Annotated in this window: 20 protein-coding genes; 8 read left to right on the forward strand and 12 right to left on the reverse strand. The window is 42.0% G+C overall.

Annotated features, from left to right (window positions below):
• Positions 1–109 precede the first annotated feature (109 nt).
• Complete coding sequence (locus P404_RS0105695; protein ID WP_150111974.1) at positions 110–304, forward strand: hypothetical protein; 195 nt, start codon at positions 110–112, stop codon at positions 302–304.
• A 55-nt stretch (positions 305–359) separates the two neighbouring features.
• Here P404_RS0105695 and P404_RS0105700 read toward each other — a convergent pair whose 3' ends face one another.
• The 5 genes from P404_RS0105700 to P404_RS18765 form a co-directional block, all read right to left on the reverse strand.
• Entirely contained in the window at positions 360–872 is a 513-nt protein-coding gene (locus P404_RS0105700) for a VanZ family protein (protein WP_026830219.1), read from the reverse strand.
• Positions 873–997: 125 nt separating this feature from the next.
• Complete coding sequence (gene desA / locus P404_RS0105705) at positions 998–2,017, reverse strand: Delta(5) desaturase DesA (protein ID WP_026830220.1); 1,020 nt, start codon at positions 2,015–2,017, stop codon at positions 998–1,000.
• A 331-nt stretch (positions 2,018–2,348) separates the two neighbouring features.
• Positions 2,349–3,881 carry an FAD-dependent oxidoreductase gene (locus tag P404_RS0105710; RefSeq protein ID WP_026830221.1) on the reverse strand — a complete coding sequence of 511 codons (1,533 nt, stop codon included), beginning with the start codon at positions 3,879–3,881 and terminating at the stop codon, positions 2,349–2,351.
• 774 nt (positions 3,882–4,655) lie between these two features.
• Positions 4,656–5,498, reverse strand: coding sequence for a hypothetical protein (locus P404_RS0105720; protein WP_026830222.1), 843 nt, complete (start codon positions 5,496–5,498; stop codon positions 4,656–4,658).
• 235 nt (positions 5,499–5,733) lie between these two features.
• The gene (locus P404_RS18765; protein WP_236624336.1) at positions 5,734–5,937 is read right to left on the reverse strand and encodes a hypothetical protein; all 204 of its coding nucleotides are present in this window, start codon (positions 5,935–5,937) and stop codon (positions 5,734–5,736) included.
• Between the two features lie 6 nt (positions 5,938–5,943).
• Here P404_RS18765 and P404_RS0105730 point away from each other — a divergent pair, with 6 nt between their 5' ends.
• Together P404_RS0105730 and P404_RS0105735 are read left to right on the forward strand one after the other, a co-directional pair.
• Entirely contained in the window at positions 5,944–6,378 is a 435-nt protein-coding gene (locus P404_RS0105730; RefSeq protein WP_026830224.1) for a sigma factor, read from the forward strand.
• Entirely contained in the window at positions 6,375–7,214 is an 840-nt protein-coding gene (locus tag P404_RS0105735; protein ID WP_026830225.1) for a tyrosine-type recombinase/integrase, read from the forward strand. Before P404_RS0105730 ends, P404_RS0105735 begins: the two co-directional genes overlap by 4 nt.
• Here P404_RS0105735 and P404_RS0105740 read toward each other — a convergent pair.
• The 5 genes from P404_RS0105740 to P404_RS0105760 all read right to left on the reverse strand — a co-directional run bounded on the left by P404_RS0105740 (position 7,192) and on the right by P404_RS0105760 (position 12,860).
• Complete coding sequence (locus P404_RS0105740) at positions 7,192–7,380, reverse strand: tyrosine-type recombinase/integrase (protein WP_236624337.1); 189 nt, start codon at positions 7,378–7,380, stop codon at positions 7,192–7,194. The genes P404_RS0105735 and P404_RS0105740 overlap by 23 nt on opposite strands.
• Positions 7,381–7,444: 64 nt before the next feature.
• Positions 7,445–8,146, reverse strand: coding sequence for an IS21-like element helper ATPase IstB (gene istB, locus P404_RS0105745; RefSeq protein ID WP_034773873.1), 702 nt, complete (start codon positions 8,144–8,146; stop codon positions 7,445–7,447).
• Between the two features lie 11 nt (positions 8,147–8,157).
• Positions 8,158–9,594, reverse strand: coding sequence for an IS21 family transposase (gene istA, locus P404_RS0105750; RefSeq protein ID WP_026829677.1), 1,437 nt, complete (start codon positions 9,592–9,594; stop codon positions 8,158–8,160).
• A gap of 134 nt (positions 9,595–9,728) precedes the next feature.
• On the reverse strand, positions 9,729–10,382 hold the full coding sequence (locus P404_RS17365; RefSeq protein ID WP_081809572.1) for a tyrosine-type recombinase/integrase: 654 nt from the start codon (positions 10,380–10,382) through the stop codon (positions 9,729–9,731).
• Positions 10,383–10,775: 393 nt separating this feature from the next.
• Entirely contained in the window at positions 10,776–12,860 is a 2,085-nt protein-coding gene (locus tag P404_RS0105760) for a sensor domain-containing protein (protein WP_026830227.1), read from the reverse strand.
• A 782-nt stretch (positions 12,861–13,642) separates the two neighbouring features.
• Here P404_RS0105760 and P404_RS0105765 point away from each other — a divergent pair.
• From P404_RS0105765 to P404_RS18010, 5 genes are read left to right on the forward strand one after another with little or no spacing between them, the layout of a single operon-like run.
• A complete protein-coding gene (locus P404_RS0105765; protein ID WP_026830228.1) occupies positions 13,643–13,861 on the forward strand; it encodes a hypothetical protein in 219 nt (72 codons plus the stop codon).
• Between the two features lie 55 nt (positions 13,862–13,916).
• Complete coding sequence (locus P404_RS0105770; protein WP_026830229.1) at positions 13,917–14,645, forward strand: ATP-binding cassette domain-containing protein; 729 nt, start codon at positions 13,917–13,919, stop codon at positions 14,643–14,645.
• Positions 14,590–15,966 (forward strand): hypothetical protein, encoded by a 1,377-nt coding sequence (locus tag P404_RS0105775; protein WP_026830230.1) that lies wholly within the window; start codon positions 14,590–14,592, stop codon positions 15,964–15,966. The genes P404_RS0105770 and P404_RS0105775 overlap by 56 nt, the downstream gene beginning before the upstream one ends.
• Positions 15,963–16,238, forward strand: coding sequence for a hypothetical protein (locus P404_RS0105780; RefSeq protein WP_026830231.1), 276 nt, complete (start codon positions 15,963–15,965; stop codon positions 16,236–16,238). Before P404_RS0105775 ends, P404_RS0105780 begins: the two co-directional genes overlap by 4 nt.
• Complete coding sequence (locus P404_RS18010; protein ID WP_051590462.1) at positions 16,228–16,638, forward strand: metalloprotease family protein; 411 nt, start codon at positions 16,228–16,230, stop codon at positions 16,636–16,638. Before P404_RS0105780 ends, P404_RS18010 begins: the two co-directional genes overlap by 11 nt.
• A 327-nt stretch (positions 16,639–16,965) precedes the next feature.
• Here the strand turns inward: P404_RS18010 and P404_RS0105790 are convergent, their stop codons facing one another.
• Together P404_RS0105790 and P404_RS0105795 are read right to left on the reverse strand one after the other, a co-directional pair.
• Positions 16,966–18,132, reverse strand: coding sequence for a nucleotide sugar dehydrogenase (locus P404_RS0105790; RefSeq protein ID WP_026830232.1), 1,167 nt, complete (start codon positions 18,130–18,132; stop codon positions 16,966–16,968).
• Positions 18,133–18,149: 17 nt separating this feature from the next.
• Positions 18,150–19,175, reverse strand: a complete 1,026-nt coding sequence (locus P404_RS0105795) for an NAD-dependent epimerase (RefSeq protein WP_051590463.1) — start codon at positions 19,173–19,175, stop codon at positions 18,150–18,152.
• Positions 19,176–19,179: the final 4 nt, after the last annotated feature.

Consider the following 19,179-nt stretch of genomic DNA (forward strand, 5'->3'; position numbering starts at 1 on the left):
CCATATACGTTTTAGTAACAGGTGCGACAATAGTCATTTTTTTAAATTGCTATTCCCTCTTAAATACCATATAATAACTACTAGAATGAAGAATATGGGAGTGATTTTCTTGGGATTATTAGGACTTTTTAATAAGGAATATACTATTCAATATCAAGTTCTTGAGCAGGATGAAATTGTAGATACGGACCGTGTAATCATTAAGGCTGGTGACCACACAGCAGCGCGGAAAAAAGCCGATACGATGCTTCGTAAACAGTTCGGTCGGACACAATACAAAATCGAATGGGTCCAACGTTTTTGATCGTTAAAATACCCGGTCGCCTCAACTTAACTGAGGCGACCGGGTATTTTTGTGTTCAACTCGATTGCTGATATTCCGACTTGACGATGCGGTCAGCTTTTAAAAACAAACGAATTCCGGTGTAGAGCAGGATTCCCAACAAAGCGCCACTCCCGTCAATGATCACGTCTCCGACAAGTGGTGTCCGTCCACCGGTCATCTGTTGATGGAATTCATCAAAGATACCGACCGTGAACGCCGTCGTCGCCGCAAAAAAGGCGGCCGGTAACGGACGGTATCCCCGACTCCGTAAGACATGGACGAGACTCGTCCCGAGGATAAAGAACAAACTGGCGTGCATCCCTTTCCGAATAAAAAACTCGACGAACGCCGCCGGACCAAGTGCTGCGACGCTGATCGGCACTTCATAATGAAACGAGACGAATGAAAAGGCATAGACCCAACCGAGTGGGATATGGTTCGTCAGAAATGGAATCAGGGATTGTTGTTGATAACTCATCGAACTGAATCCGAATAATCCAAGTAAGATGACTCCTGCTAGGATATATGCAATGGGTAGACGACGCATCCATCATCCCTCCTTCAATACTTGCCATCGTACCACGGATCACAGCAGGCGGCATACGGCAAAAGTCGTAGGTGTCGCGACAAAAAAAGGCCTCACTTCTATTAAAAGAAGTAAGGTCCAGCTCATTACATCGCCGACGTTTTCGGTTCACGAAGCAGGTGCTTGATATCACGGAACGTTACAAACGTTTTATTTTTCGCATCATACAGCTTGTAGCGAAGCGACTTCAGACTTGAGAACAAGCCGATCGTCGTTGCTTTTTGAAGCGGCGGTGTCGCCGTATGGGCTTTTTCTAAGTTGTAGTTTGGTACACGCGGACTTAAGTGGTGGACATGGTGGAAACCGATGTTCCCTGTCACCCACTGCAAGACTTTCGGTAACTCGTAATACGAACTGCCTTCGATGGCGGCCTTGACATAATCCCATTCGCTTTCATCCTCGAAGTACGAGTCTTCAAACGTATGCTGGACGTAGAACAACCAAATCCCGAGGACGCCTGCTGTGAACATCGTTGTTCCTTGGATGATCAGGAAGGCCTGCCAGCCGACGAAGTAAATCATGATCGCGTATAAAACAATCAGGGACGCGTTGATGACATGCGTATTGATGCGTTCTTTCTTCCGGGCATCCTTCCGGTTAAACCGACTGACGACGAGAATCAACAAGAGTGGTCCAAGACCAAACATGACGAGCGGATTCCGGTACAGACGGTATTTCAGACGTGTCCATTTTGATGCTTCGATATATTCTTCGATTGTCATGACCCAGATGTCACCGACACCCCGTTTATCCAAGTTCCCGCTTGAGGCGTGGTGAATCGAGTGCTCACGTTTCCACTTCTCATACGGGAACAAGGTCAGGATACCTGTGATCGTCCCGACGATCGCATTGGCCTTTTTGTTTTTGAAGAACGAGCCGTGTGTACAGTCATGGAAGATGATGAACATCCGGACGACGAAACCCGCTGCGACGATTGCAAGTGGAATGGCAAGCCAAACGGAAATCTGCAATGCCTGATAGGCCAGGAACCAAGCGAGCAGGAATGGCAAGATCGTATTGATCATTTGCCGGACGCTGGATTTGACGTCTGCCTTCTCAAAAGGCGAAACGGTCTTGCGAAGCTGGGCGATTTTTTCTTTACTCATGTGTTGCTTCCTCCTCGAATTCGTACAGCGCTCACGACGCTACTATGGAATGATGAAACTGATATGAAACCTGTAAACGGCGTCCGTGACGGTGAATTCGTAACATCCACATGAAGTTCGACCCGACCGATATAGTTAATCGCTTAAATATTTTTAATACCAGGTAATTATAGCACATAGAAAAATGAAATGAATATTAAATTCTGATATCAGTAAATAATTATATGGTCACCCGGTCGTAAAACTATTAAGTCTCCAACAAAAGAAATTTTCAAGATAATTCTTCCATCCCAATCAAAAAACCGCCTCTAGTAACAGAGACGGTTTGGGGTTAATTCAATTTTTTCAACGGTTTGACAGCCGGTCCTTCTAAGACATTCCCTTCATAATCAAAACGCGAGCCGTGACACGGACAATCCCACGACCGTTCCCCGTTGTTCCACTTGACGTCGCACCCCATGTGCGTACAGGTCGTCTTGACGAGATGCAACTCGCCGGAAACATCTCGGTATCCTCCGACTGTCTTTCCGGCATGCCGGACGAGCCCGCCTTCATCATTGCCGAGATCGTCCGCCGATTGACTGGCGCGGGTCACTTTCCCCTTCAATAACTCAATCGCGACATCGGCATTGTTCTTCGCGAACTGTTTCGCATCCTGCTTGTTCAGCTTCGACCGGTTCGGGTCAAACAGTCCTCTAAAGCGGTTCTGCGTCCCTGTCAATAAATCGGACAAAAGCAGACCTGCCGCAATTCCGTTCGTCATCCCCCACTTGGCAAATCCGGTCGCGACCAGGATATTCGGATCGTCACTCGTCATCTGTCCGATGTACGGCACCTTATCGAGCGAAATCAAATCCTGGGCCGACCAAAACTGGTCGATCTCGGCGACATGAAACTCACTTTCGGCGAAATGCGCCAATGCCTGATAGTTGGGTTGTGTATTCGTCTGATGACCGGATAGATGATTTTCACCGCCGAACAGGCCAAGCCGTTTCCCGTCAGCCGTCTGCGTATGCCGGAGCGACCGGCTCGGTTGGTCGGCACTCATGAACATGCCGTCCGGGAAGTCGTCCGGTACCAGTCCAGACACGATATACGAACGATGAACTTCGAGTTTCGAGAAGTAGAGTCCTTTGATGTCGTTGAACGGGAAATGCGTCGCTACGATGATTTTTTTCGCCTCGATTTGGTGACCGGATTCAAGCAGTACAGTTGGTGTTCGTTTTGACTCGACGGACATCGCCCGCGTCTGTTCATAGAGCTTCCCACCTTGTTCCGTGAAATAACGGGCGAGACCAAGTAAGTATTTGACGGGATGAAACTGGGCTTGATTGCGAATGACGAGGGCCTGTTCGACCGGATACGGTAACTTCCCCCGAACCTCGTCTGTCGCGTCGCCGCCGTTGATCTCAAGCCGACTGTATGCATCCGCTTCTTTGATCAGCTGCTTGTGTTTTGGCCCACTGGACGCGACGTACAGATACGCATCCTGTTCCTCGAGTTCACAATCTATTGCAAGACGTGTCGTCTGATCTCGCAGGAAACGAATCGCCTCTTCGTTCGCTTCGTGATAGAGCCGTGCCTTCTCTTCGCCAAACGTCTGGATTAGTTCGTCATAGATCAAACCATGCTGCGATGAGACTTTGGCTGTCGTATAGCCGGTCGTCCCGCTTGCAATCCGGTCTGCTTCAATCAACGTCACGTCATACCCCCGTTCAATCAGTTGAACGGCTGTGACGAGTCCGGCGATACCTGCCCCGATGACGACGACATCACTTGTTAGATTTGTTTCGAGTTTCGGATACGTCGAAGCTTCAACCGAAGTACGCCAGTACGATGTTGGAAATCCGTCAAGTTTCTTCATTTTCTCAGCCTCCGTAAATGTCAGTTTTGCTTCCTCTAGCTAACAGTTACAGTTACCCTTGTTCTCCTTAAAACATACATAAAGTATATATTTCAAATTGATTGATAGCGAAATCATTATCACTAATTATTCTTCCTTACTCTCACACTGTGAATATCTATCTTTAATCTACGATTATCCAAAAAAACTGCTCCTTTCATCAGGAAACAATCTAATTTTAATTAAGTGGAAGCAAAGCCTCACTTCTTTCAATAAGGCATATAACCATCGATGTATTTCTTACAACTCTTACTTATTTTAAATAACTCTTTGTTTCGTAAATTCATTATTGTTTACATAATAAAAATAGATTGATCTTAAGTGAACGATGCAATAGTTCGCAAAAATTGTTAATCCAACTAAAGTAAGTCAAGTAGATTAGAATACGTTTCAAAATTTCAATTATCCTTTAGTGTCCATTACGTATACAACGAAACACTAAGACGTATTCCGTTTGAGAGGTACTACAACGTCGTTAAAATATACTGGGTTCAGCGTATTCCTCTCTCTATCGAAAATTTAAAAATCGAATCCTAAAAGGACATACTTAACGAATGTTCTCTCGGATCCGATTCATATTTTTATCAATAAGTTAAAACTCTATTATTTGTTCGAAATTTTTCTCAAGAGGTAAAGTCCGTAAAAAATCGATGGAAACGCCACTAACATTAATAAAATTTTAATTAGACCAAAGATGAAATTAACTTCAGTATACATTTATATTTCCTCCTATATTCAAGATTCAAATTTTAAAGTTTGATACACACGAGCTTTCTTAGATGTCTTATCATGACTAATCAATTTAATAGTACTTGTTATGCTAACGTATCCTCCATTTAAGTATCCATTGATAGTATAGACACCTTTACCGTTGATATCTTCACCAACTTTTTTCGCATAACGATCCGGCATAGATAATTTCTCTACCTTTACACTAGAAAAAGTATTAAAACTATTAGTTCCTGTGGCATCTACAGAGTTAAGTTTCAAACCGTATGTACCTATTGAATAATGATTTACAAGTTTTAAAGTAGCAATTGTAACTCCAAAACTTTTAAGCTTAACCCAAGCAGTATAACGTCTGCTTCCATATTTTTTAGTCTCTTCTACGGTATTTCCCGGTTGCACAGCTTTCGTACTAAATCCACCCTTGTTATCCGTTTCCTCTGAAATATCAGAAGAGCCAATCTCTATCTCTGTTCCATCCGACAAGGTTTGATTACTCTTTTCTCCTACCTTTAAATTTGACAAAGTAGATGTAATCCTAGAATTAGCTTCTTCTCTCATTTCTATTTTATAATCATTTAAAGTTTCTTCAGAAACTGAATCTTTGATTTCATCTATTACTTCTTTTCTCTGATTTAGACTTAAATTCTCTACTTGGTTAGAAAGAGAAGCCTTTTTAAGATTTTTCTTTAGATCTTCACTTGTATTATTGTAACTTAATGAAAAAGAATTAATAAGCATATTTTCATCGGAATCATTCCCGTTAGATTCTGCATACACATTAATTCCAGAGGTAGCTAATAAGCTCATCGTACAAAATCCAGCTAATACTTTACTCGATTTAATCTTCATATTCTCACCTTCTCTATTTTATTTCCCTTGGCAATTGTCACTATATCAAAAAAACATAAAATATATACATAAATTACAAATTCGTAAGGATTTTCATTACAAAAATGTAATTCATGCATAAGAATTTTTGTGGTTTATCCTTACATAGATGTTAAAAATAATTATCAGTTTTAAAAACAGGTAGATACTAAGACACTATAATGATCTTTCCGAACACCCCCTAGGATAAGTAGAGTTATCCTCTGTTTTCAAATCGTCTTTTTTGAATCATGCCAACGGTTTTCTCATCTTTTAAAATGCCAATTCCCTTCATTTTCCCCATTCCACTCATCATTCTTCTTGAAAAACCTTCTGTTTCCGCCACTCGCTTCAGGATAACTCTACTTATACTAAAACTACCGCGGAATACATAAGATATGCATATCTCAGATTGGATCACGATTTCATGAACGAAGCTCTCAAACAATGGATCCCCCTCGTCAATTCCCTCCTGTCGCGTCTCTCGATTCACCCGAATGAACACGATGAATGCCGCCAAGCAGCACTACTTCGGCTCTGGAAATCAATCGAAGAAGGCAAAGTCATGACCGTCACCTTCGTCCGGATTCGTGCCAAAGGGGCGATGCTCGATTACTTGGCGACCCGTAACCGGACACTGGCGGGTGAAGTCGCCGTCGAGACGTTACCGGAACTTCCCCGTCAGCAGCAAGTCTCATTCGCCTACTTACTCGACCAGCTGAAACAGGAACTTTCCATCAAGGAATTCACGATCCTCCAAGCCCTGCTCCATGGAAATGAAGAGGCACTTGGCTACTCACCTGCTCGTCTGCGTTCGCTCAAATCAGAACTCAAACGGAAGGTTCAGGAGATCCTCCTATGATGACGTTTTACTTGGAACGATTACTCATGATCATCGACCAATCCCCCAGCTACAGTCCTCTGACGAAAAAAGCCTATCGCGCCGACGTCCGGCATTTCTGTGCCCACGCGGAAACCATAGATATCCCTTCCCTGCACCGCTACATCTCCCATTTGAAACAACTCTACGCTCCAACGACCGTCGCCCGGCGAATCCATGCCTTAGCAACCCTCTTCGACGCCCTCGTCACCGAACGGTCACTGGCAAAAAATCCGTTAACCCACATCAAAAAACCGTCCCGACCACTCCCGAAACACCGGACTGCCTTCAGCTACACGGATGCCCGCCGTGTCATCGAGACGATTCAAGATGAAACGATCTATGCCTTCTACTTCCTGCTGTTACATACTGGTCTTCGGTTCAATGAAGCACGACAATTATACCGGACGGATCTCGACCTGACCGAACGCCAACTGTTTGTCCGTCACGGCAAAGGACAGAAAACACGTTATGTCCCGCTCCATGACGAGCTGACGACTGTCCTGATAAGGTATCTCGACCAGCAACCGAACGACGGTCATTTGTTTCAAAACGATAATGGACGACTGCTTGATCCGAATCAAACACGGAAGCAGCTCCGTCTCGCCAGTCAACGGGTCCTAAACCGCACACTGCGACCACACGACTTACGGGTGACGTTCGCGACGACGCTTTACCGGGAGCATCAAACCGATTTACTGACCGTGATGCGTCTGCTCGGTCATAGTGATGTCAGGACGACGCAACAGTATATCCTGCCGTCGTCAGAAGTCGCCCGGTCCTCGATCAACCAGCTCACGCCGACAACGCATCGATGATTTGCTGGAGCTTGGTTTCCTGACTGATGATGTAGCCTTCTGTCGTTCGGGAACTACCGTGACCCAGTAACCGCTGAATCTCAAGCAATTTACGATTGCCTGTCTGATAGAGGTACGTTGCAAAGGAGACACGCAAGTCGTGCGGATGCAACGATCGTCCGCGCATGTATTTTGCAATAGGTTTGTGCAGTGAATTGCAGAAAAAAGTACAGAACTTTGCCAGTAAATATTTAATTTCTTGATAATGCATGTGTGACACGATAACTATCGCCTGTGAAGGTCAGAATGTGCGCATGATGAATCACACGATCAACGAGTGCTGACGTTAATCTAGGATCTGCGAAAACACGATTCCATTGACTGAATTCTAGATTCGATGTGATGATGATACTTTTCTTTTCGTACCAGTCTGTAATGAGATGGAACAGGAGCTCTGCTGACTCTTTGGATAATGGAAGATAGCCCATTTCATCCAAGACGATAAGATCCGCAGAATCGAGGCGTGTATGGAAGCTACTCAGCTTCCCATCACGCCATGCTTTGGTGAGTTGCTCTACGAGCTCCGAAACACGAAAGAAACGTACTTCTTTTCCTTTACGACAAGCTTCCCGTCCTAAACCAATCGCAAGATGTGTCTTACCAGTGCCGGGGGCACCTGTGAGCACTACGTTTTGCTGATGATCGATGAAAGAGAGCGACATCAATTCTTCTTTCTTGAGATGACGAGGAAAGTAGATGTTGTCATGCCAGCGATAGTCTTCAAGTGATTTATTGTTGATGAATTTTGCTTTTTTTATGAGCCTCTCTGCCTTCGCTTCTTCACGAAGTCTCATCTCCATTTCAAAAAGTGTCGTGAGAAACGTCTCGGACGATTCCATCGGAATCGATTCGTAAATTTCAGCGACGTAAGCGAGCCGAAGGGATTTGCACATCTCTTTTAGATTCACGGCTGCACCTCACTCTGCCATGGTCGATTCAAACTGTCATACTTACTCCAGTCGACATCGTAGGGATGCTCTTCGATGTCAGAATAGGCATCGCTCTGGCTCAGTAGCTCATACAATCGTTCATCGATTTCAGTGATTGAATGCAGGACTAATCTAGATCGTAGCCATCCCAGTCTTTCTCTCCGTATCATCAGATTCTGGATGTTCAGATACTCTCGAATTCGTCCAGGGAGGTACTCTGCGTGGCGTGAATGACCATAACTACGCGGCTTTTTGTACCATTCGTTGAGAATGCTTTCCCAAGGTAACGCCCGTTTCGTCATCATATAAGGTCGCTTTTCTTCGTACAGGATTTCTCCGTGACGAGAAATGATTTTCATATCGTCCCATTTTAGGATTGCTCTCACTTGTCCATGTCGAGAACCAGATGGAACGAGAATCTTCGTTTGATCGATGGTCACTTCTCCATATTTGTTTACCTTCAACAGTTCCTCCTTGAACACCGGAAAGTCTTCTTCCGGCAGTCGAAGGAGATGCTTTTTCTCTTCCACAACGAGATCCTTGATACGTACTTTCTTTTCATAATGTATACGTTCCATGTCATCCCTGAGGGATGATGCGAGGCGTCTGTTCAATGATTCGAAGTCATTCATGACGGGAGAAGGAACCAGGAAGTTGTAACGGACATATCCAACCTTGTTTTCGACGCTTCCTTTCTCATTCCCACTATACGGATTACAGCTTTGAACTTGGAAACCATAGTGCGTTACGAATTGCTGAAAAGCGTCCGTATAAATGGCATCTTCCTTTGTTGTCCGTACTTTAGCGACGGCTGCTGGGAGATTGTCGATTCGTAATTGTTGCGGCACGCCTCCGATTTCTTCGAACAGTCTCTTCAATCCGGTCAGGAAACATTCTTGGTTCTCTGCTGGTAATGCAACCGCAGCTGTTCGATTGCTATACGGCATGGATAGGATCAAGCAATGCACATCGACCGCATGACTGTCCTTCACGACTTCCATGACGCCAAAATCTACCTGTGCTTCTCCGGGCGGGTGGGCCAACCGCTCGAATCGACTATCGTTTTCTACATCGCGACCTAGGCGCCATTCTTTGATGAATTGACAGACGGTCCGGTAGGACCCTTCAAATCCATATGTACATAATGTCTCATATAGTTTTTTATTGGTTCGTCGTTGTTTCTTTTTCATCATCGCATCTTCCTGTAGCCAGTCCTCGATCATTTCGCCCCAACGGGTGCCATACATCATGCCACGCTTTGAAGAATGACTTTCTTTTGGTAGAAAAGACTCATCGGCATATTTTTTAGCAGTTCGCCAGTTCAGGTTAAGATCTTTCGCAATCTTATTGATGGAATAGGATTTATGGTTCCTTAAAAATTTGATACAATTGATTTCAGACATTGTTAGCATTCCTTTCATCTCCTTCACGTTCTTGTTTCGCAACTTAAACGTTAGGATGAATTTGTGGGTGCTGGCAAGTCTTTTTCTTTTTTCGCAAAAGGAGTGCAGAACTGTGTACGTTTCCGTCGCACAAGTCTGCACTCCTATTTTGCATTACACACGCGCATAGCAAATGACTGCTGATTTAACGTATCGCGAGCCTCCTGTTCGTTAATCGCTTTCCCTTGAACAGAACGAAAAACAAGTCCTGTCGTCCGTCCAACCAAAAATACTTTTAACTTATGAGCCAGTCTTTCCCCAAGCGGAACGGTCCGCAAGCGTCGCCCTTTCCCGTGTCGCACGAGTAACGTCAACGTCGTAAATTGAATATCTTCGATCGACAACAAACGGGCCTCCATGAAGCGGAGGCCCGTTTGACTGATTAATTCGAAGAAGAGACGGTAAGTAGGATGACTGATTTGACGAATCGTTTGGATCGTTTCTTCAAGTGGATGATGTTCGCGTTGTGTCACTTGCTGATGAACGATCGCATGGACTTGTCTCATAGGATTTTTCCGCAGACGTTTTGCTCGGACGAGTTCGTTCCCAAGTGCTGTCAATGCATGGTACCGCCGCATCGCCGTTGCCGGTTTGTATTGCCCAATCAATTGGTCAAAATACGTTTGAAGAGACTTAACCGACCAATCGACGGAATGATGTTTCATTTGCCGGAGATCACTGCGATAGGCTTTGATGGTCTGTTTGCTATAAGTGGTATGCGTGACAAGATACTGTTCCAAATAGTCGAAGTGGGTCATGAGAAGAACCTCCTTTTATAAAGTGTTTTCCCCTCAATTCCCTGTCCATTTTTTCTTCAATCCTATTAATATAATAACTCTACCCCTGAACTTTTTTAAAATGTAAACACCCCGGAAAGTTCACACTATTTAATCGTTTCTTTCTTATCTTGTTAATCAGACAATTTAATCTTTATTAAACTAAAAGGCAGCTAGAAGGTACTATCGACTTCAGTGTTTCCTGAATCACCTCAAATGATTAAACGCTCATTCTCATTTTTAGTTGAGCTTATCTTATACCATATAGTTCAGATCCGAAAACTGTTCAGTTATATATATCGTTAATTAGACTAACTTTGCATACAACAATAAAATGGATCTGACTAAAGGTCAGCGGCACTATAAAGCTTTACTTCATCTAAGATTCTGAAAGGCAGTGATGACGATATGTGATTGATGAATGCTTGTATAGTATCCTTCGTATTCCAGTAATCCGTTGGAGAGCTCTTTCATAGCGTGAAGCCGGATTGAAACATCCTGAAATCTATCCGTTAACTCTACAGTTAATCTATACTCCACTTCCTCTTTAACAGGAAAACGAATGTTAGAATAAAACGTTAAGTTTTTCAAATTAGTTCTGCAAATCATGATGACAGAGGAGCCAATCTTCACCGGCACTTCGTCAATACGATCAATTGTCAATTTTGCTTGCAAGGATAACGTAGCAATCTCTTTATTAGTAATCTCTTCTTTCGGTAGTAACAGTTGCCGTGATAGTACTTCTGCAAAATCTTGTTCTAGTAAAGGTTGACTAAATAAATAGCCTTGAATAGTAGGACAATCTAATCCGCGAAGCACTTGTAATTGCGCAGCAGTTTCTACGCCTTCCGCTACAATATTCAATCTAAACTCTTGACCAATAAAAATTGCTGATCTTACGATAGAACGTGCGCGAATTTCTGAATCAATATCCTTGATAAACTTACGATCTATTTTAATCGTATCAATCGGATAGTCCTGTAGATAAGAAATAGAGGAATATCCTTTTCCAAAATCATCCAAAGAAATACTTATCCCTTTATCATGCAATTGACGAAGTGTTTCTGAGATTTTTACATTTTCATATAAAATATCTGTTTCTGAAATCTCAATTTCAAACAAGGAAGAAGGTAACTTATGTTTTCTTAAGTTTTTAAAGACAACCTCTGCAAAATCACCATGTAATAATCTTTTTGGTGAAACATTTATTGAGATAGGTACTAGTAAAAGATTTTGCTTTTTCCATTCCGATAGTTGTCTACATGTTTCTTCTACGACCCAATCAGCAATTTTCAGATGTATAGAACTTTCCTCTGCAAGTGGAATAAAATCATTCGGAGGAATACGACCCCATTTCGGATGATCCCAGCGAATTAATGCTTCTGCACCTTCTACTTTCCCAGTCCATGCATTTACTTTTGGTTGGTATTCCAAAAACAATTCTTCTCTCAAAACCGCATAGCGTAAGTCTGAATAGATTTTATAACGTTTAAATGCCTCAATGTCTAAATAGGCATCATAAATATGGACTTTAGTAGTACTTTTCTTAGATCGATCCAAAGCAATATTAGCATGGCGGATTAAAGTTTCGGCTTTTTCGCCTTCACCAGGACTACTGTTACTTACTCCTAATGAAACTTTGGCATACCATTCGTACGACTCCAAACTAATTTTATGATTATTGAACGATAAAAGCGTTTCGATCCATTCCTCTTTATTGAACCCTATTAACTCGGGAAGTAAAATTACATAGTCATCACCTATCAACTGTCCGATGAACGCCTCTTTAGGTGTGTTGTTTTTCAAGAGCTGTGCCGTCGCGTGAAGCCATAAATCCCCATACGCGTATCCTAAAGTACGGTTTATCTCGTTAATTTGATTAAAACTCACTGCTAGTACAGTCATACTTTTCTCTTCATTAAGCCATTGTTCAGCTGTATTCATAAGATAAAAACGATTCGGCAGTCCTGTAACATGATCATGCGTGGCTAAACGCCATACTTCTTCTTCATTTCGTTTTACCAAGTCCGCATAATTCTTTTTAAAGGTTTGTTCTTCCGTAACATCACGGACAATCCCATATACTCCGCTAATTACACCTTCTTGATAGTACGGAATATTTGTGATTTCCGTTGTAAGCAATTGGCCATTCTGCTGACGAATTACAATTGAATAATGAACCGTTTTTCCTTTAAGAGTACTTTGAAAAGACTTTTTTACCTCTTCCCGATAAGTCGGTGGGACTACTTCTTCTAAAAAGCTTTTTAGCTTTTCCCTTTTGTACCCTAAGAGAACAAGCAATTTACTATTGCATGTTAATATTTCACCTTTTGTATTTAATATAAAAATGGCATCAGGGTGCCCTTCTAAGAAATTCATATCTTCATTCAGAGAGCCTGATAAAACAACGTGTGCACGTGGTTTTAAAATCTCGCTTGATTTTTTAAAAACATTGAGCATATATTTGTACAGTCCTCTCATCAAGTCATTAATGATTTTGCCTAATCTTGTACTCTATTATCGGACAACTTCATCAATTAGTTTAAACTGTAAATAGCATTTGTTTCTATCGCACTAGTGAGTCTGACATGCATCATTTTAAAAAAAGTAATAAAATAGCCCTTCCTTTAATCAAGTAAAGGCTGTATCACTCATATAGATTAAAAACTGCTTAACTATGCGCTTCTCATACTCCAAAGGCTGAACTCCTTAATCAAACAAAAAGTCCAGCTTTTTTCGGTCTCTTCAAATTTCACTTCATCCAAGCCCGTTTTTGTTTTATCGTCTTTTCGAATATATGATCACTACTTCAACACTTGCCTATCCCTCAGCTCACAGGAACATCCCAAATTTTCCATCCTCTAAAAATCCCCTGAAGACCATCTGACCCAAACTAAAAAACTATACTTGTTTATGTCATCGTTTTCTCAATTAATACGTAATGTCAAACACATTTTCCATAATATATCTAATTCTACTATGAGAATAATCTTTACTTTTTGTAGGACATTCCATTCAGATATTTAAAAAACAAGTTAATGACTTACTAGTATTAGAGAAATCCTCGGTAGAAAAGTCATGATTATTCGTTGACTAAGATGCTCCAAAAGGACTCGTTCCTAATATTGGAATTCTTGTTACAATCAGGTGGAAGAAAGTTTTAGTTTTCCCTCAAAAAAACTAATGCCATGTTTCATCAAGGGGAATGACTTTCTATCTTTACAGAGGAAGGAGGCGTTCGGATGTCTGCAATGTTCGTGTCGTATCAGTTATCATTGGAAGAAAAATTCTTTAACATGATCGAAAACAAATGGTTCTGGATGGTTTTTGCGTTAGTCCTTTTAGTTGGAATTTTTGCATATGCCTTTTATTGCACAAGCCGCGGCTACAGCTTTAACGGAAACGTGAAGCTGAATTGGCCAAAGATTTGGCAAATGGGGATTGGCTGTAAAGCCTCGTAACGTACTTAATAAGCGGGGGCTCTTCGGGCTCCCGTTTTTCTTAGGAGGCGAGAAAATGATTGAAATCAAACAGTTAACGAAGTCGTTTAAAACAAATCGTATTATTGATCAATTATCAACAACGTTCTCTAAAACCGGCGTCTCTGTGATCGTCGGAACAAACGGTAGTGGAAAAACGACGTTACTAAATATGATGACCCACTTACTCGAAGCAGATCGTGGTGAGATTTTGATTGATGAATTATCTCCAGGTAGCAAAGCATATAAATCAAAGTTCTTTTATCTGCCATCAGATTTTTATTTGCCTGGATACATGACAGGTAAAGAATATGTCCAGTTCGTTTTAAGTCGATACGAGACAAGTGAGTATGAGAAAGCACCCATCTTAATCGAACTACTCGATTTAGCGGATGGACAACATAAAACCATCGAATCGTACTCCTTTGGAATGAAGAAAAAAATTCAAATTGTTGCAGCACTCGCTGCCAATACTGAGTATATAATCGCGGATGAAATTTTCGGCGGACTGGATTTCGATACCTCCCTTCTGGTACAGGAACTGTTTGCAGCGGTAGGCGAGACGAAGAAAATCATCATCGTATCGCATGAACGGAACACGATTGATCGTTTTCCGAATGACGTCAGACTCATGCGTCACGGCTCCCTAGTCCACTTTGATGGCACTCCCGAAGAATTGACACAAGTCATAAAACAAGAGGAGGTCTTGCGTGAGAAGCTCGACATCGTTCAAAAACATTTTATGTCTTCTGAAGTTCTTCTATAATGATACGTTTCACGGTTTGTTCAATCGTCCGTTCTTTCGTAGCCGGTGGAACCGTTATGGATTACTCCTATTGCTGACGGCAGCCTACCTCGGATACTTTTATTTGAATATGGTCCAACTTTCGACGTTGACGACCAATGCGAAAGAAGCCGACCAGACGATGCTCTTGTTGGCAGGAAAAATGACATTAAGCAGTTATTTCAACGTGGTTTTCATTTTAGGCACGTTTATGTTCATTCTATTGAACGCAACAGTTTCATTGAATCGGAACTCTTTATTTTTCGCCCAAACACTTCCTTTTTCTGAACGGGAAGTCAACGTCAGTCAACGCTTGTTTAAGTTGAGTGTCGCACTTGTCTTTTTTGAGTTATTGATGATTATCGTGGCACCGGCACTGAAGTTGATTCCGATGCAATGGGGCGTTGCGTTGCTTGTTCTCTTGACGCTACATACTGTGTTTATCGCAAGCTTTTGGATCCTTGATTTTTTATACGCAGCCCTATTACAAAAAATGTCCGGACTCAAGCGCATCATCCTGGGATTCGTCCTCGATTTATGTCTGATCGGCTTGGTGACCTTTCATTTAATCAAGACACGATTTCAAATCGATGTCTGGGTCAGCACGCTGCCGTACTCTATTCTTACGCTAACCCTATTCGTACTAGCAGGAAGTCTCTTGATGGGCGGAGGTACGTATCTACTGCAAACCATTTTCTTCTCCCGCAATCACCTCTACGTGCGTCAGAGTTACTTTAAATTGGGCTTGCCCGCTTTTAATATTGGGCTGGCAACAACCATGCCGGCCATTATTCGAAGTAAAAACTTCCTTTACTTCTGGGCATTACTAGCTGTCATGTCAGCCGGGGCGCTCTATCAGGTCGGCTGGGCAGGAACGATGCAACTGTGGTTATTCCTTTTACCGATTTTAGGAATCGTAACGATCACGTACGCCGATGCGACGTTGGCGGTACGCAAACTGTATCGGTTATACCGCATCCATCCGTTGATGGAGCTTGGCTCTCTCCTCGGAGTGTCGATCATTCTAATGGCCCCTGCCTTATATGTCGGGATTGTGGAAACAAATAGTTTGAACCCCTATCTGTACGGGATCAATATCTTTTTTGCGGCAACAATCGCAGGGTTTTTGTTTCCGAAATCACAAAGCAATATCAATGAGACGATTGCTTCTGTCTTAACAATTATCTTAATTGTTCTCCTGTCAGTACTTGTCAGCATAGACGGGGCGCTATACCCTGCATTATTGTTCTTGCTCGGTGTATTGTATCTCATACTAAAAAAAGAATACGAGGTGGCAAAATGAAAATCACAAAATTGATTGGTGTAGGGACTGTCATCTGGGCGGTCATCTTTTTGATTGATTATATTTATGAGCTTTTCCAAATTAATGAAACCAGCGTTGTGACAACAATGACTGGTCTGAAAATTTCTACTGTGATGACGAAAGAAGAACTGAATACACATTTCTCACTGACATTACAGGCGCTCCTCATGTATCTCGCCTTTATCGTACTGTTCACTTTAGTTGGATTATTCATGCAGACACGACGGACTTCTGCTCGACATGACAGCTGAGACACTGCTGCTCCTGATCAGTTATGTACTGTTGATTGGTATAGTCGTTTCCATTCATGAAGGTATCCATTGGTGTTTTGCGCTTCTCTTCCGACGTCAGCCACGCGTGACATTCGACCGTTTCCTGACTCCGACGGTCCGTTATCACAATACTCATGTAGACTGGCAAAATCTGATCATTTCAGCTTCAGCACCATTACTTCTTTTCTCTTTTGGTATATGGGTCGAAGGGGACGGCGGAGCATGGGTAGTGGTAAAAATACTTTGTTTAGCAAATGTATTTAACTTTTTCCCGATCACGACAGATGGACAGATGATATTTTTATCACTCGTTAAAATGATTCAAAAGCAGAAGCAGAATAAAACAAAAAAGTTGAATCGAAATTCGGCTTCAGACTAAAAATAAAGTAGTTGTTTTTCTCATAGTTGAGAAGAACAACTACTTTTCCCGTTAGACTCGAAGCATTTTCAAAAACAATTCTGTTCTTCATTTCGTTATAAAATTCCACGATTTTATTTTTCTTGAAGAACTGACTTTAATCAAACAGAAGATTTATGTTATTCATTCGATCCATAAAAAAACATATCCAATCGAACGCCAAAAATTCAACTCAAGAAATTTATGCTTCATGCTGGTATTATTTAATCTGCTGATATAAAAAAACCCTCATTCGTCTCCGAAATAAGGGCTTATCTATTATTTAGAACAATCTACAAAGAATCTCTTTTAGTCACGGCTATACAAATCACGCGTATACACCTTATCTTCAACATCACTCAACTCAGGATGCATCCGATTCGAAAGAATGACATCTGATTCTTGCTTAAACGCTTCAAGGTCACGAATGACACGAGAATTGTAGAAGGTATCTTCCTTCAATACAGGTTCGAAGACCGTCACTTCGATTCCTTTTGCCTTGATCCGTTTCATGATGCCTTGAATCGACGAAGCGCGGAAGTTGTCTGAATCTGTTTTCATCGTCAAACGATACACACCAACGACTTTCGGATTTTGTTTGATGATGGTATCCGCAATGTAGTCTTTCCGTGTCCGGTTCGCTTCAACGATCGCCCCGATGATATTGTTTGGTACTTCATCATAGTTCGCAAGGAGTTGCTTTGTATCTTTTGGTAAGCAGTACCCACCATATCCAAACGATGGATTATTGTAGTGGTTTCCAATCCGGCTATCGAGCCCAACACCTTCAATGATTTGTTTTGTATCAAGATTGCGGACTTCCGCATACGTATCGAGTTCGTTAAAGAACGCGACACGCATCGCAAGATACGTATTGGAAAACAACTTGATGGCTTCAGCTTCTGTTGAATCCGTCAAAAGAATCGGCACATCTTTTTTGATTGCTCCTTCAAGTAGCAGATTAGCAAACTGTTGCGCTCGTTCCGATTGTTCACCGACGACGATACGTGATGGATAGAGATTGTCATGCAATGCCTGCCCTTCACGCAAGAATTCCGGTGAGAAGATAACGTTCGGTGTATCGAACTTCTCCTTTAATTCTTGTGTGTAGCCAACCGGTACCGTCGATTTGATGACCATTGTCGCATCCGGATTAATGGCAAGGACTGTCGCGATGACGCTCTCGACGGTCCGCGTGTTGAAGTAGTTCCGTGTCGGATCGTAATCTGTCGGAGTCGCGATAATGACGAACTCAGCATCTTTATATGCTTCGAAATTGTCTGTGGTTGCATGAAGATTCAATTCTTTGTTTTGTAAAAAGTTTTCGATTTCAGCATCAACGATTGGCGACTTCCGGTCATTGACAAGCTCGACACGTTCTTTAATGATGTCAATCGATGTAACTTCATTATGCTGTGCGAGTAAGACAGCCATGGAAAGACCAACATATCCTGTTCCTGCTACTGTAATTTTCATTTCAAGTCTCTCCTTCCTTATAATTTGACGTTGTAATACTCTTTATACCAGTCAACAAACTTGCCAAGACCTTCTTCAATACTTGTACTTGGTTTAAAATCAATATCACGCTCTAACTCTGAAACATCTGCGTAAGTGCGAAGAACATCACCTGGTTGCATCTCCATGTACTGTTTGTTCGCTTCTTTACCAATCTTTTCTTCTAGTACATTAATGAACTTCATTAATGGGACAGGGCTATTGTTCCCAATATTATAAACACGGTAAGGAGCAAAACTCGCACCCAATTCGTCGACACTTTCATCCCAATCCGAATTCTTTTCTGGTGCACGTGGAATGAGTTTGACGATTCCTTCTACAATATCATCGATATAGGTGAAGTCACGTTCCATTTTCCCATGATTAAACACTTTAATTGGATTCCCCTCAATGATATCTTTTGTAAAGGAGAAGTACGCCATATCTGGACGCCCCCATGGACCATATACCGTAAAGAATCGAAGTCCTGTCGTCGGGATATTGTAGAGATGACTGTATGTATGTGCCATCAATTCATTCGATTTTTTTGTCGCAGCATAAAGACTGACTGGATGGTCGACATTATGATTGGTCGAAAACGGCGCGACCTTGTTCCCACCGTATACAGAACTAGACGAGGCATATAGCAAATGATCGACTGGATAGTTCCGACAAGCCTCTAAGATATTAAGGAATCCGGTTAGATTGGAATCTAAATAGGCATACGGATTCTCAATGGAGTACCGGACTCCTGCTTGGGCTGCTAAATTGATGACAATTGCCGGTCGATGTTCTTCAAAAATTTTATTAATACGCTCTCTATCCGTTAAATCACATTCAACAAACGTAAAATTTTTATTATCGTTTAGCTGAGCTAGTCGGTCTTTTTTTAAATTTAAGTCGTAGTAGGTGTTCATATTATCCAAACCTATTACACTATAACCATGATTCGTTAACTGATTTGATAAATGCACACCAATAAAACCAGCGGCACCTGTAACTAAAATTTTCGAAGTGACATTCACTATT

It is taken from the genome of Exiguobacterium antarcticum DSM 14480 (genome assembly GCF_000685865.1).
Taxonomy (GTDB): Bacteria; Bacillota; Bacilli; order Exiguobacteriales; family Exiguobacteriaceae; genus Exiguobacterium_A; species Exiguobacterium_A antarcticum.